The following is a 14057-nucleotide window of genomic DNA, read 5'->3' as shown; positions in this document are numbered from 1 at the left end:
GTCACTTCGAGTCGTGCGCGGTGCCTGCCGGATCGAGACGGCGAAACGTCGGCCGTACCGCGTTTTCCCGCACCGAGGTAGTAATCCCAGCTGATGTCGGCCGCGGGTTTGTTCCACAATGGAGTGTCCTCGTACGCGAGCATCGAGGCGGTCGCCAAACGGTCGTCGATCTCCGGGTATTCGAGGTACTGAAAGCACAGTGCGGGGCCACCGCGGTCGCGGGCGAGAAGGGCGCACGCCGCGGCGAGGCCACCTGTGCTTCCTCGGCGTGAAGGTGACTTCAGGCTTGAGCGGTCTTGGCCGGGGCCGGATCGTCGGCCAAGTAGATGGCGCGCATCCATACCGTTGTCGCCGATTCGACGAGGTCATCGACGGACATCGTTCCGGGAGCGTCGATGAGCGCGAGGAACAGCAGGCGTTCTCCGTGCCAGATCAGGTTGTGCGCGAGCTGGTCTGCGGGAGGTCCGTCCGGGGCGATACCGCGTTCTCGCTCCCGCTCGATCGCCCGTGCCATCCGGTCCACCGGCTGCGCGATGAGGTCGTGCCACAGGCTGCGAGTCTCGGCGACGGAGTTCCACAGGTCCGCGCCCTCTCGCATCACCGCTCCGTGCTCGAGCCAGAAATCGACGACCGCGCGGATCGTGTCCGTCATCGATTCGCGCGGCCGCACGGACTCGGGGCGCTGGAACCACGAATCCTCGGTGTCGTAGAAGACCAGGAGAAGCTCACGTACCCTGGCGAGCAGAGCGGCGTATGCCTCGTGCTTGGACTTGAAGTAGAAGTAGAAGCGGGTCCGGGTGATCCCGGCTTCCGCGGCGATCTGCTCGACGCCCAGGTCTCGCAGGGGTGTCTCGGCGAGCAGCCGCTCAAGCGCATCCAGGATGAGCTCGTCCCGGCGCCGCGTCGCGCGGGTCGTGCGCCGCGTGACGCTCTGGGTGGTCGGCGATCCTGACATCGAAGTCGAATCTACCCGCCCGCCCATGACATGGTGTGTTGCCACCCTGGTGGCGGCCGAGATCGCGTCGGTTCACCGTGGACCGGCGGCATCCGGCAGCCGGATCTGGGCCCGTTCGAGCCAGGAACACAGGGGAGCGAAGACCTCGGACCGAATCCGGTTGTGCTCCGGGTCCTCGTCGTACGCCCGGTACGCGTCCTCGTCCGGCAAGTCGGCCGTGATCACGAAATCGGCGTTTCCCGCTCGCAACCCGAGGTCGGCTCCGGCGAGGAGGTCGAACTCGACGCCGGCCACGCGTAGCTCCCGGAGCGCCTGCAGACCCTTCTCGAGGTCAGCAGGGGCGACCCCGTCCTTCAGCTTGCCGAGCACGACGTTGCGGATCATGTGCAGGTCCCGTGTTCCCACTGGCGGGGGCGGACGGGCACGCTGATCAAGGAGGCCGATCGGCGCTCGTCCAGCGTGCGCCTGCCGCCTTCGGTCATCAGCTCCGGCGTCCACATCGTGCGGGTGTCGACCTCGACGCGGACGCGGTCGACGCCCTCGACCTCGGCAATGCGCGCTTCGATTCCCTCGGCGATGGAGCTCATGAGGATGCAGGACGGCGCTGTCGGGCTGACCGTGACGACGACCGTGCCTGCTGCGTCGATCCGCCATTCCCTGACCAGGCCCATGTCCCGCACGCTCATCGGCGCATGGGCGGCGATGCTGCAGGGATCGTCCACCTTGCCGATCGCGTCCTCGATCGCGGTACGGAGTTCGTCGTCCGGTGTCGTGCTCATCGCCGGAACCTCGCCGGGGCGGAGGCGAACTCGTCCTTCCACGCCGCATAGGGCTCCGGGCGTGGCCGGGTGCGCCGGGCGACCGAGAACTGGTCGTCGGAGATCTTCGCCTTGGCGGCTTCGACGTCGAGATTCACTACGCGCGCGTAGTTCAGCCCCAGGATCTTGGCCTTGTCCTCGCGGGTCAGCGGCTCGACGCCCATCCGGGCGCAGGTCTCCTCGGAGAACTGGAACTCGCTGAACGCTTCGAGGAAGGGCTGGGTGTGTGCGAACATCGCGCCGTCGGAGAAGATGATCTTGTCAGGGCCGCCCCACATGATGAAGTCGGCCATGACCTCCTCGAACATCTGCGGCGCCTTGAGCAACAGCAGGCTCGTCACTTCGAGGTTGGCGTAGACGTTGGGGAAGCGGGCCAAGGCGAGCGAGGTCTCCCGGGTGAAGGCCAGCCCGGCGTGGATGATCTCGAAGTTCATCTCGGGGTAGCGCCCGGCCGCACCGTCCACGTCGTCGATCCGGTACGGGTTCATCGGGACCGGCCCCAGCGGTGCGGCCTTGTGGATGGCGACGGTCTTCAGGCCGTGCGCCATCGCCCGCTCGATCAAGGGGAAGGCGAGATCCGGGTCGTCGAGCCGCCACGACCGGTCAGGCTCGACCTGCGCCGGGTACATTTTCAGGCCGACCGCCTGCGGCAGCTCGGCCATCTGTTCGTCCAGCTCACGCAGGCAGGTGTCGAGGCCCGCGGTCGGGTCCACTCCGACGTAGGCGAGAAACCGGTCCGGGTACTTGGTCGCCGCCTCGACGGTCTTCTCCCGTGCGGCAAGCCCGTCGCCGAAATACGAGTCGAGGCGGAGGGTGTGCGTCGCGGCGATATCGACATCGGACTCCACGAACAACGCCTGCGCGAGGGCGTCGACGGTCCAGTCGGAGGTGAACTCCTCGAGCGTCATCCGGGCGTGCGGCGGGGACCACGACTCGTGGAGCCCCCAGAGCATGTCGCACAACAGCTGTCCCGGCCGGTTCCGGATGTTGGCCGGCTCGAGGTTGTACGCATGCGCTACCGCGTTGATCACGAAATTGCCGTCGATCATCATTGATCTCCTGTGGTGGGTGGTGAAAATGCCGCCGGGTCAGCGGCAGGAATGCGAAGCGGCCGGGTCAGATCCGGCGCGTGGTCGTCGCCCAGTACTCGTCGCGCAGGGTCCGCTTGAGCACCTTGCCGACCCCGGAGCGCGGGAGTTCGCGCACGATGATGCGTTTCGGCGCCTTCACCGGGCCGAGGTGCGCTTTACACGCTGCGACAAGGGCTTGCTCGTCGATGCGGAAGCCGGGCTTCGGCTCGATCACCGCGGTGACGGCCTCGCCCCACTTCGGGTCGGGCAGGCCGATGACGGCGCAGTCGCCGACGGCCGGGAAGGTGTGCAGGAACGCCTCGACCTCGGAGGGGAAGACGTTGAATCCGCCGGTGATGATCATGTCCTTCTTGCGGTCGACGATGTAGAGGAAGCCATCGTCGTCCCGCAGGCCGATGTCCCCGGTCCCGTACCAGCCTCCGGGCCGGACGGTCTGCGCCGTCGCTTCCGGGTCCTGCCAGTAGCCGCCGAACACCAGATCCGACTTCACGACGATCTCGCCCCGCAAACCCGGCCCGAGCAGGGTGCCGTCGTCGTCCATGATCTCCACCCTGGCGACCGCCGACGGCCTTCCGCACGAAGCCAGCCGTCCGGCCAGCGAAGGGTCCGCAGCCGCGGCCGCGATGTCCGATGCCTCGTGCACGGTGCAGATCATCGGGGCCTCCGCCTGCCCGAAACTCTGCGTCATCACCGGCCCGAACACCTCGACCGCCTCGGCGAGCCGGTCGGGCGCCAGTGGGGCCCCGGCGATCAGGAACCGGCGCAAGGAGGAGTAGTCGTACTCGCGGATGCGGGGGTGGGCCAGCAGCTTGTAGAGGGCGGTCGGGGGCAGGAAGATCGTCGAGGCCCGGTTGCGCTCGATCGAGCTGAAGATCTGCTCCGGCAGCACTCCGTTGTGGACGATCACCGCGCCGCCCTGCGCGAGGACGGGGAGGCAGGCCAGACCGGCGGCGTGGGTCATCGGGGTGGCGCAGAGGTATCGGGGTGGAGCTGCCTCGCGCAGGTGGATCTGGAACGCCAGGCACATGAGGTGGATCTGGCGGCCGGTGATGGGAACCGCCTTCGGGAGGCCCGTCGTTCCGCCGGTCGGGAGCATCGCGACGACGCGTCCGGGCTCGGGGGTGGGGTCCGGTGCGCGGTAGTCCGGTGGCGCCAGCCAATCGAGGAAGACGTCGCCGCCGCTGGGCTCCGGGCTGAAGCACCGGGTCTGATCGAGGCCGGCCTGCCGCTCGAGCCCGCCAGCGCGCTCAGCCAGATCCTGGTGGTAGATGATCCGCCGGCAGCCGGCCGTGGCGAGGAACCGAGCCTGGTCCGCCGATCCGGACGCGACGTTGATCGCCGTCCAGACCGCCCCCGCCCGCAGAATCCCGGCCACACCCGCGAGAGCCACCGGATGGTTGGTGCTGAGGATGCCGATGCGATCCCCGGGCCGCACCCCGTCCCGGATGAGCGCACCCGCGATCCGATGGGTCAGGGTCCGGAACTCGCCGTGTGTCATGACGGTCGTTCCGTCCGGGTCGAGGAAACACGGTGCATCCGGAGCGGTTCTTGCACCGCGGTCGAGATAGTCGACGAGCATCATCGGACGACCTCGCTGCAGCTCGCGAGCTTGCGGAGCAGGTCGCCGGCGTCGTCGATGACGCGTGCACCCGCGGGAATCCGCTTCGGCACCAGTGGCGCGTGGTGGATGATGCCGGGAACGCACACATCCTCGGCCTGGCCGCCTGCCTCGCGGATGCGTTCGGCGAAGGCGTGCCCCTCGTCCCGCAACGGGTCGAACTCGGCGGTGACGACGACGGTGGGCGGGAATCCGCGAAGATCGGTGGCACGGAACGGGAATACGAGAGGGTCGTCGTTGTCCGCGTCCGGGGCGTACTGCTCGAACATCCAGTCCATCTGCTCGCCCGTGAGCAGGTAGTCCTTGGCCAATGTGCGCCGGGACTCCGTTGCGGAATCCCGGTCGAGGACGGGAAGCAGCAGGACGAGACCGTCCAGGCCGGAGGGGCCGCCGTCGCGCATCCGCAGCGTTGTCGCGGCGGCAAGGCAACCGCCGCTGGACTCTCCCGCGATGAACAGCTTCGCGCCGGGGGAGGCGCGCGCGACAGCGTCCACGACCTCGGCGATCTCATCGAGCTGACGAGGGTAGGTCTCTTCCGGGGCAAGGGAATAGTCGACGGCCACGACCGTGCACCCGGAGCGGTTGGCGAACCGGCGATACAGCGTGTCGTGGGTGTGCAGCCCACATCGCGTGAACGAACCGCCGTGCAAGTAGACCACGTTCCCCAGCGGCTGAAGGCCGGGAACGTAGCTCCGCACGGCGACACCGTCCACCGCCCAGTCGTCGACAGCGTGGACGTCCTCCCGCTCGAATCCGAGCGGGATCAGCGCCTCGACCGACTCGCGCATCTCGGCGACCGAGGTCTCGGACAGTGGCTTGGCCGGCTTGTTTGCGGCGTTCTCGATGAAGGCTGCGGCGGCTTGATCGAGTGGCATGGTCCAAAACAATACACGACGTCGTGTATTGCGCAAGTCCGTATCTATACACGACGTCGTGTATAGATACGGACGGATTCCGGACCCCCGGTCACGACGGTGCGGGGCACCTCGACGCCCTCGGCCCGGGCGTCAGGCGGCCACGAAGGGTTCCCGGGTGGCGAACCGCGGCTCTGGGGTTCGAATCCGGGCTGACCGGATGAGATCCGTCATTGTGGTGCGACGACGGGGTGAAACCGCCATCCGGGAGAGTTCGGTTGCTCCGACGCCGCGACGGCCTCAGGCTGTCACCAGCAAGTGGTCCACGAGGTCCGCGACGGCGCCTTGCGCGCAGGGCGAGACGACCAGGTCGGCTTGTTCGCGGACGCTGGGGTGTCCGTCGCCGACTGCTGCGCCGAGTCCTGCGGTCAGGAGCATGTCGAGGTCGTTCGGGTTGTCTCCGATGGCGGCGATGCGGTGGAGCGGGACGCCGTGGCGCCGGGCGAGGAATCGCAGTGCGCCGCCCTTGCCTGCGTTCCACGGCAGTACTTCCAGGTAGGTGCGCTCCGATCGCAGCAGCCGCACGTCGGGCACGTGCTTGCGGACCAAGCCGGCCAGCCCGTCCGGGCAGCCGATCAGCATGACTTTGGTGACCGGGCCGGTGACCGGTGCGCCGGACAGTTCGATGCCGTCGCGGCGGGTGTAGTCGGCCAGCGCGGGCGAGTAGCGGACTACATGGGCAGTCTGCCCGCTGAAGGCGACGGCGCCGATTCCCTGTGGCAGCGCCGGGAGCACCGATCCGCGCAGCAGGGGCCAGCGGTCGCCAAGGTGCAGGTCGAGCAGGCGTTCGCCGGTGCCGGGGGCGACGACCCGGGCTCCGTTGTAGAGGATCATCGGCGTGTCCAGCTCGAGTTCGCGGTGGTATCGCCCGGCTGACTCTTCGTTGCGGCCGGTGGCGATCACCACCGTGCCGCCCGCCCGGCGGAAGCGTTCGAGGGCTCGCGCGCTGCGGGGCACGATGCGCAGCTGCCGGTCGACCAGCGTTCCGTCCAGATCGGTGACGAGCCAAGCGAAAGCCGGGTCGGTCACGCGTCACCTCCGCGGAGGTGCGTCCGGACGAAGCGGCGCAGTGCGGTCGGTTCCAGTGCGTGGCTGTGCGCGAGGTACGCGGGCTGGTCCCAGCCGCCGTCGCCGCCGAACGGCACGTAGGTGCCTCCGGCGTTGGTCAGGATGAGCTGCGCGGCGCAGACATCCCAGGAGCTGACCGAGGTACCGAGTGCGGCGTCGGCCCATCCGGCGGCAACGTGTGCGATCGACAGCGCCGCGCTGCCGGGCCGGCGGACGGTCGCGAAGGTCGTGACGAGGTCGGCGTAACGGGCCAGGCCTTGCTCGCCGTCGCGGGCAAGGTCGCGCGCATTCGGGTAGCCGGTGATCAGGAATGCCTTCGTCTCGTCGATGACATCGCTGGTGTGCAAGGGTTTCCCGTTGCAGGTCGCGCCGGTGAGGTCGGCGCGGAAAACGGTGCCGGCGATCGGGTCGACGATCGCACCGGCGACCACCCGGTCGTCGACGACCGCGCCGATCGAGGTGCAGAAGAACGCCAGCCCGGCGGCAAAATTGGCAGTGCCGTCGATGGGGTCCACATACCAGTGCACCCGGCCGTCGGTGCCGGACGCGCCCGCTTCCTCCCCGACGACGACGCTGTCGGGCACCGCAGTGGCAAGGTGGGTGCGGATCTGCTCTTCGGCTCGTTTGTCGTGCTCGGTAACGGGATCGTGGACATCCCGCTTGTAATCCACCGAGACGTCGCTGCGGAAGGCGGTGCGCAACTGGCCGGCGACGGAGGTGGCCGCCTGCACGGCGACGTCGGCCAGATGCGTGGACAGGTCGAGCAGTTCGTTCACGGTCGTCCCTTGCACGTGGTGTCGAGCAGGCGGTGCAGCGCGGCCAGGTCCGGTACCTGGACGTCGGGCGCCACCTGCGGTGGGTAAGGCGGGCAGAAGGTGCCGTCGTCCTCGACGAGGATGGCCGCGCCGGCTCCGGCGCGGCGGGCGCAGAGCACGTCGCGGTCGTAGTTGTCGCCCACGTACCACGCGGAACCGACCGGCACGCCGAGTGCCTCGGCGGCGAGGCCGAGAATCCGCGGGTTCGGTTTGCGAATCCCTACTTCGTCGCTGTAGACCTGCACGGCGAAGCGGCCGGAAAGCCCTCCGTGCTCGAGGTGGTCGCGGTGCACGATCCCGCAGAGCGCGTTGCTGACCACCCCCACCGGCACTCCGTGCGCGTCGGCCGCGTCGAGCAGCCCGGCAAGGCCGGGCCGGAATTCCCGGTCCCGGCGCAGCTCGCCCATCCGGCGGCACAGTGCGGTGGCTTCCACCGTGACCCATGCCCGGGCCGGGGCCGGCCAGTCAGCGGCCACGAAGTCGGCCCAGAACTCCCGGTGGGTGAGCTCCCGCGGTTCCGCGGGCCGCGACATCGCGTCCTTCCACCGGGAATCGGCGTCCGCACCGTTCCGGATGTCGACCGCGATCCGGCCGGCCGGAAGCCCGACGCCGGGGATCCGGTCCAGCCGTCCGGCGATTTCGCCGGCGAGCCGTTCGTGCCAGCCGGGTTTCCCGGTCGTGGTCACGACGACGCCGCCGAAGTCGAGCAGCAGTGCGCGGGGCCGGGTCAGCTCGCCCATTCCGGCTCCTGTTCCGGGTCCGATTCGAGTGCGAGCCGCGAGCCTTCCGCGTCGAACGCGTGCAGGTTGCCTGCCGCGACGGCACAGCGGAGCACCTCGCCGCGGTGTGCCGTGACCGGCTCGGCCGAGACGAGGTAAAGCTCGGTTTCGTCGGCCAGCACGGAAACCGTCCACGATGCGCCGGTCGGCAGCACTGCTTTCACCTTGGCATCGAAGGAGAACTCGTGGTCGCGTGGTGGCCCGGACAGCACGCGGACGTGCTCGGGCCGAACCCCGACCGTGCTGATCCCGGCGGATTCGCCCAGTGACGCGCGCAGTCGTGCGCCGAGGGCGGTGGTGGTGCCGACCAGGTTCATCGGCGGGCTGCCGACGAACGCCGCCACAAAGGTGTTGGCAGGCCGGTGATACACCTCGAGTGGGGGAGCGAGCTGGTGCAGCACCCCGTCTTTCATCACGGCCACGTGGGTGGCCATGGTCATCGCCTCCAGCTGGTCGTGCGTGACGAAGACGACGGTGTGCCCGGTCTCGTCGTGCAGCCGCTTGAGCTCCGCGCGCATCTCCAGCCGCAGCCGGGCGTCCAGATTGGACAGTGGTTCGTCGAGCAGCAGCACCTCGGGGTTGACCGCGAGCATCCGGGCCAGCGACACCCGTTGCTGCTGGCCGCCGGAAAGCTGCGACGGGTACCGGTCGGCAGCGCCGTCGATCTGCATCGTCGCCAGCGCCTTGTCCACCACCCTGCGGCGCTCGGCGGCACCGATCTTCCGCAGCCGCAGCCCGAACTCGACATTCGCGCGCACGGTGAGGTGCGGCCACAGCGCGTAGTTCTGGAACACCAGCCCCAAGCCGCGTTTCTCCGGTGGCACGAACACCCCGTCCGGCACGGAGTCCACGATCCGGTCGCCGATCGTGATCGAGCCGTCGGTGAGGTTCTCCAGTCCGGCGATCATCCGCAGCGTGGTGGTCTTCCCGCAGCCGGACGGGCCGAGCAGGCAGGTGAACGATCTCGCGGGCATGACGAGGTCGAGGTTGTCCACGGCGAGCGGGCCGGTGCCGTAGCTCTTGCTGACGCTCTTGAGCGAGATGGTGGGTGCCATCGGTCAACCTCCGAGGCCGGACGCGAGGTTGGTCCGGGTGAGCCGCTGGGTCAGGTAGGTGAAGGTGAAGCTGAGCAGTGCGATGATCAGGATGACCGCGTTGGCCATCTGGGTGTAGGCGTAGTCGATCAGGTTGATCGACAGCGTGGTGAGCAGCTGCGTGCCGCCGGTGGTGAGCATGATGACGATGCTCAGCTCCTTGATCCCGGACACGAACGGCAGCACGATCCCGGTGATCAGCGGGCCGCGCTGGATCGGCACGACCACCCGGCGGATCCGGGTCAGCCACCGGGCACCCGCGACCTGCGCCGCTTCCTCCGGTTCCCGGCCGAGCTGGGTCATCGCGCTGATCCCGGACCGGGACGAGTACGGCAGGTGCGTGACGGCCAGGGTGAGCACGAGCAGCGCGACCGAACCGTACAGCGCCGGGACCGGCCCGCGCTGGACCGCGAATAGCGACAGGAATGCGGCGGCGAACGCGATGCCGGGTACGAGGTAGGGCAGGAAACTCACCTGCCGCAGCACTTTGGCGACAGGGGAGTGTTCGGCGCGGACCACGACGTAGCCGATCAGCAGCCCGGCGAAACCGCAGATGAGGGCAGCGATGCCGACGATCCGCAGGCTGTTCCACGCCGCCGACCACAACTCGGTACCGCGCAGGACCCCGTGCGGGAAACCGGGTGCGCCGGGCAGGTGCTCGCCGATCCAGTAGGCGAGCGTGAAGTTGTCCGCGCTGAACACCCCGGGCGTGATGGTCACGGTGGTCAGCGCGAGCGTTCCCACCGGTACTACGACCGCCAGCACGAAAAGCGTCCATGCCCCGGCCGAGGCGAGCCCGCCCCACCGGCCGAGCGCGATGGTGCGCTCCATCGCGCCCTTCGCACCCACGGTCACGAACCGGCGGGTCTGCCGCACCAGCCGGGAGTCGGCGAACACCACCGCCACCCCGATCACGACGATCACCGTGGCCACCACTGCGGTGATCCCGTGCTGCCCGCTGCGCACTGCCGAGAACAACGAGGTGGACAGCAGGTTGAAATCGACTGGCAGGCCGAGGATGTAGGGCGTGCCGAAGGTGCCGAGGATGCGGCCGAACACCAGCAGCGTCGACGACGACAGGGACGGCAGCATCAGCGGGAGGGTGATCCGGCGCAGCACTGTGGCGCGGGACGCCCCGAGGATGCGGGCCGAGTCCTCCAGCTGGGAGTCGACCCGGCGCAGTGCATTGCCGAAAAGCAGCAGCACGAACGGGAAGTAGTGCAGGCCGAGGCAGATGATGATCGGGAACGCGCCGTAGGCGAGCCAGTCCGGGGTGGCGATGCCCCACGCCTGCAGCAACCCGACCTGCCCGCCGGAGCGGCCGTTCTTGAACAGCGCGAGCCAGGCCAGCGCGAACGTCCACGACGGCAGCATGTACGGCACGACCAATGCGTTCGCCAGTGCCTGCCGTCCCTTGACGTTCGTGCGGGTGAGCAGGAACGCGGCAGTGCAGCCGAGTACCAGCGCCACCACCGTCACGCCGGCTGCGACGAGGAGGGTGTTCGCCAGCGGCTGCCAGAACAGCAGGCCGCTCACCGGCGAGCGGAACACCCGCCAGAGGTAGTAGCTGGTGATCGAGCCGACGGACGTCCCGGCCTTGAAAGCGTCGCCGAAGTGGACGGTGAAACCGTCGGAGAAGATCGACACCAGCGGGGCGATCACCAGGTACAGCAGCACGAGTACGAGCCCGATGCCGAGGAACAGCGTCGGCTCGTGCCGGGCGACGCCGAGCCGGTAACGCAGCCGGGCGAGCCTGCCGGTGCGTGCCGGGTGATCGTCCCGGGACGGTGGATGGGTTGCAGCGCTGCGGAGTGTCCGCGTCATGACCGGTCCTTCTCCCGTGTCCGGAGGATCAGCTCCTGCTCAGCCGCCAGTGGTCCTGCATGGGTTCGGTGCCGCGGAAATCGGCCAGCAGCTGGTCCCGGTCGAACCGGACCAGCTGCCGGTCCCAGTCGGTCAGTCCCGGCGGGTTGTACTTCGATGGCGGCACGGTGGCATTGCCGGAGATTCCGCCGGACGACATTTCCGGCGCAATGCCCTCCTCGGTGAGCACGAAGTGCAGGAAGAGCTTCGCCGCGTTCGGATGGGCGGACCCGGTCGCGATCGCGCCGAACTTCGGGTACTGGAAACCGGTGAAGGGCGCCATCGTGTCGCACACCGCCAGGTGGTAGCCGCTGTTGCGGACATCCCGGAACTTCGCGATGGACACGAAGCCGAAGCGGGGCGCGGTCTGGTTCGGCGCGCCGACCGCGGCGGAGACGTCGTCGTCGGCGGAGGTGAGCACCGGCCGGTTCCCGGCGAACCGCGCGACCCACTCGTGTGCTGCCGACTCCGCGGAGGTGTCCAGCGGCTTGCCGAAGTTCTTTTCGTACGCTGCGCGCAGCTGCTTGTCGTAGCCGGCGGCCATCTGGGTGAACCACTCGATGAGATAGGGCTTGCTGAGCGGGTCCTGCATCACGGTTTTTCCCGTCCACTCCGGAGTGGTGACGTCCCAGATGTTGTCGACCGGGCAGCCGTGCGGGAACACCTGCGGGTTGTAGACCCACACCATGGCCTTGGACAGCACGGTCAGCGGATTGCGGTTGGCCTGCGGCAGGTGCGGCAGCAGGTCACTGGGAAGATAGGTGTAGACCACTTTCTGCGGCAGGAGCTCACCGACCAGGGTCGGCCCGCTCTCGTACAGCGTCAGGTCGATGGTGCTCTTGCCCGCTTGTGCCTCGCGGGTCATTTTCTCTTGTGTGTCACCGACATCCGCCTTCACGCCGGTGGCCTTGATGCCGTACTTGGCGGTGAATGCCTTGGCCACCTTGACGATGTCGCCACTGGAGTCGTAGACGGTGACCGACCCCTCCTTCTTCGCCGCCGCCACGAGCGCGGCGACGTCGATGTGCTGGTCGACGACGGGAGCGGGCAAAGCCGCCTGTTCGGCAGCAAGGTCCTGCGCCGGTGGCGGGGGAGCGCACGCCGACGCGGCGAGCGCGAGGACCACGGCCGCGCCGAATCGCATTCGGTGAGTGGTGAAGGACGACCTGGACATCGGCACCTCCTGTGCGGCGGTCCGGGACCGGATGAACGATGGACCAGCATGGGCGCATATGTCAAGACATACGGGCTCCAATGATTCGGGCAAACTGCTTCCCAAGCTGGCCAACTACTGGTAAACCTGCTGTTGGACAACGTGGAGGGGACATTCGAATGTCCTTACCTGGAGAGAGGTGGTTCGGTGCTGCTGCCGGTGAGCCTGCTCTGCGTGACCGTGGCGTTCGTGTTCCTGTGCGGGGCGAATGACGGCGGCGCGCTGCTGGCCGTCGCCGTGGCGCACCGGGCGCGGGGACGGGTCGCGGTGCTCCTCCTGCTGGGGGTCGCGGTCGCCATGGCACCGGCGGTATTCGGGCTTACCGTCGCCCGGACGTTCACCGACCGGCTGTTCGCCGGTTCCGCCGGGTACCTGCCGCTCGTGTTCCTCGCGGGAGTGGCGGCGGCGACCCTGCTCGTGGTCCGGCTGACCGCGCGCGGTATTCCGACGAGCATGACGCTGGCGCTTCTCGGCGCGCTCTCCGGCGCTGCGCTCGGGCTCGGCGCCGCGCCCGCTTGGGGCCATCTCGTTGTGGTGCTTGGCATCGGGATCGCCGCCCCGTTCTGCGGAGTACTGGTGGGATACCTGCTCGGGCTCGCCGCGCGGCGCGTGCCCGGCACCGCGGCGATGCCCGGCCGGGTCCGGCTGGTGCAAGGGCTGGCGTTCGCCGGGCAATGCCTGGCCTACGCGGCCAACGACGGCCAGAAGATGTTCGCTGTCGTGGCGGTCGCGACGGCCGCACTCGGCTCGGCGGCCGACATTCCGCTCGCGGCGACGTCGCTGGCGATCGCCGTCGTGTTCACCGCGGGCTCGATCGTGAGCCTGCGCCGGATCGGGCGCGGCGCCACGCTGTCGCTCATCCCGGCCCGGCCGTGGCACGTGGCGTCGGCCGAGGTCGCGTCGTCGGTGGCGGTCCTCGGTTCCAGCATGCTCGGGATGCCGGTGAGCATGACGCAGTCGGCTGCAGGCGGGCTCGTGGGGACCGCGCTCACCGAGGGCCCTCGACGGGTGCGGTGGCAGTTCACCGTGCCGATGTTCGTCGCGTGGCTGGTCACGCTGCCCGCCGGCTTCGGCGCCGGGCTGCTCGCCGGTCTCGGCTTGGAAGGGATGATGCAGTGGATGGCGTGACAGGCGTGCGGCGGGTGCTGGCCGACCTCACCGGCCGGTCGCAGCGGCGGGCGGTGGCGGTGCTGGCCGACCAGGTGTCGGCGACCGTGGAGGGCGTGAGGCTGGCCGCGCGGATGTCGTCGGGGGAACTCACGCCGGCACAGGCGCGAACCGGAATGGTCGACGCCGAGCACGCCGGCGATGCGCTGCGGGCCCGCCTGGTCGCGGAGATCTCCGCGGCGCTGACCACGCCGATCGACCGCGAGGATCTCTACCGGCTGTCCCGGTCGGTCGATGACGTGCTGGACAACGTGCGCGATTTCGTGCGGGAGACCGATCTTTACCAGGCGGTCCCCGACCCGGCCGACACCGCGGCCGTGCTCGCGATCGCCGGGGGGCTCGATCATCTGCGCCGGGCCGTCGAGGACCTGATTCCGCATCCCGGCCGGGTGATCGGCCAGGTGCTGGCCGCGCGCAAGTGCGCGGTGCGGGTCCGGAAGCACTACCAGCATTCGGTGGCCGCGCTGTTTTCGGCGGAGCTGACCCACGACGTGCTCAAGCGCCGGGAATTGCTGCGGCGCCTGGACATCGTGGGGCTCCGGCTCGGCGAATGCGCAGCGACCTTGTCCGACGCGATGCAGAAACGCGGGCACTGACCATGTGGTGGAGAGGAGGCCGGATGCCGCGGTCCAGTACATTCGGTTCCCGTCGCCCGGCGGCGG

14 protein-coding genes and 1 pseudogene are annotated in these 14057 nt (G+C 69.0%); 2 read left to right on the top strand and 13 right to left on the bottom strand.

All coding sequences use genetic code 11. The annotated features are described in order from the left end of the window. Positions 1–89: 89 nt before the first annotated feature. The 13 genes and pseudogenes from OO71_RS52300 to OO71_RS22215 all read right to left on the bottom strand — a co-directional run. Positions 90–341 (bottom strand): annotated as a pseudogene (locus tag OO71_RS52300) (hypothetical protein); the annotation flags it as partial. Next, positions 281–955, bottom strand: a complete 675-nt coding sequence (locus OO71_RS22270; protein WP_162186095.1) for a TetR/AcrR family transcriptional regulator — start codon at positions 953–955, stop codon at positions 281–283. The gene OO71_RS22270 and the pseudogene OO71_RS52300, both read right to left, overlap by 61 nt. A 72-nt stretch (positions 956–1027) precedes the next feature. Next, on the bottom strand, positions 1028–1339 hold the full coding sequence (locus OO71_RS22265) for a Dabb family protein (protein ID WP_033291769.1): 312 nt from the start codon (positions 1337–1339) through the stop codon (positions 1028–1030). Further along, positions 1336–1734, bottom strand: coding sequence for a metal-sulfur cluster assembly factor (locus OO71_RS22260; RefSeq protein WP_051791890.1), 399 nt, complete (start codon positions 1732–1734; stop codon positions 1336–1338). The genes OO71_RS22265 and OO71_RS22260 overlap by 4 nt, the downstream gene beginning before the upstream one ends. Beyond that, a complete protein-coding gene (locus OO71_RS22255; RefSeq protein ID WP_063740099.1) occupies positions 1731–2822 on the bottom strand; it encodes an amidohydrolase family protein in 1092 nt (363 codons plus the stop codon). The genes OO71_RS22260 and OO71_RS22255 overlap by 4 nt, the downstream gene beginning before the upstream one ends. A gap of 67 nt (positions 2823–2889) precedes the next feature. Further along, entirely contained in the window at positions 2890–4446 is a 1557-nt protein-coding gene (locus tag OO71_RS22250; protein ID WP_033291768.1) for a class I adenylate-forming enzyme family protein, read from the bottom strand. Then, positions 4443–5357, bottom strand: a complete 915-nt coding sequence (locus OO71_RS22245; RefSeq protein ID WP_051791885.1) for an alpha/beta hydrolase — start codon at positions 5355–5357, stop codon at positions 4443–4445. The genes OO71_RS22250 and OO71_RS22245 overlap by 4 nt, the downstream gene beginning before the upstream one ends. Before the next feature lie 279 nt (positions 5358–5636). Then, positions 5637–6425, bottom strand: a complete 789-nt coding sequence (locus tag OO71_RS22240; protein ID WP_033291767.1) for an HAD family hydrolase — start codon at positions 6423–6425, stop codon at positions 5637–5639. Continuing rightward, the gene (locus OO71_RS22235; protein WP_033291766.1) at positions 6422–7240 is read right to left on the bottom strand and encodes an inositol monophosphatase family protein; all 819 of its coding nucleotides are present in this window, start codon (positions 7238–7240) and stop codon (positions 6422–6424) included. The genes OO71_RS22240 and OO71_RS22235 overlap by 4 nt, the downstream gene beginning before the upstream one ends. Continuing rightward, positions 7237–8019 carry an HAD family hydrolase gene (locus OO71_RS22230; protein WP_033291765.1) on the bottom strand — a complete coding sequence of 261 codons (783 nt, stop codon included), beginning with the start codon at positions 8017–8019 and terminating at the stop codon, positions 7237–7239. Before OO71_RS22230 ends, OO71_RS22235 begins: the two co-directional genes overlap by 4 nt. Beyond that, complete coding sequence (locus OO71_RS22225) at positions 8007–9113, bottom strand: ABC transporter ATP-binding protein (protein ID WP_033291764.1); 1107 nt, start codon at positions 9111–9113, stop codon at positions 8007–8009. The genes OO71_RS22230 and OO71_RS22225 overlap by 13 nt, the downstream gene beginning before the upstream one ends. 3 nt (positions 9114–9116) lie before the next feature. After that, a complete protein-coding gene (locus OO71_RS22220) occupies positions 9117–10976 on the bottom strand; it encodes an ABC transporter permease (RefSeq protein WP_033291763.1) in 1860 nt (619 codons plus the stop codon). A gap of 28 nt (positions 10977–11004) precedes the next feature. Further along, positions 11005–12189, bottom strand: coding sequence for an ABC transporter substrate-binding protein (locus OO71_RS22215; RefSeq protein ID WP_033291762.1), 1185 nt, complete (start codon positions 12187–12189; stop codon positions 11005–11007). 186 nt (positions 12190–12375) lie between these two features. Here OO71_RS22215 and OO71_RS51675 point away from each other — a divergent pair, with 186 nt between their 5' ends. Both OO71_RS51675 and OO71_RS51670 read left to right on the top strand, forming a co-directional pair. Continuing rightward, positions 12376–13356 (top strand): inorganic phosphate transporter, encoded by a 981-nt coding sequence (locus OO71_RS51675; protein ID WP_033291761.1) that lies wholly within the window; start codon positions 12376–12378, stop codon positions 13354–13356. Continuing rightward, a complete protein-coding gene (locus tag OO71_RS51670; RefSeq protein ID WP_033291847.1) occupies positions 13353–13991 on the top strand; it encodes a DUF47 domain-containing protein in 639 nt (212 codons plus the stop codon). The genes OO71_RS51675 and OO71_RS51670 overlap by 4 nt, the downstream gene beginning before the upstream one ends. Positions 13992–14057 lie beyond the last annotated feature (66 nt).

It is taken from the genome of Amycolatopsis jejuensis, assembly GCF_000717335.1.
In the GTDB taxonomy this organism is placed as follows: Bacteria; Actinomycetota; Actinomycetes; order Mycobacteriales; family Pseudonocardiaceae; genus Amycolatopsis; species Amycolatopsis jejuensis.
The sequence above is the reverse complement of the archived record's forward strand: the minus strand, read 5'-3'. Positions and strand labels throughout refer to the sequence as shown.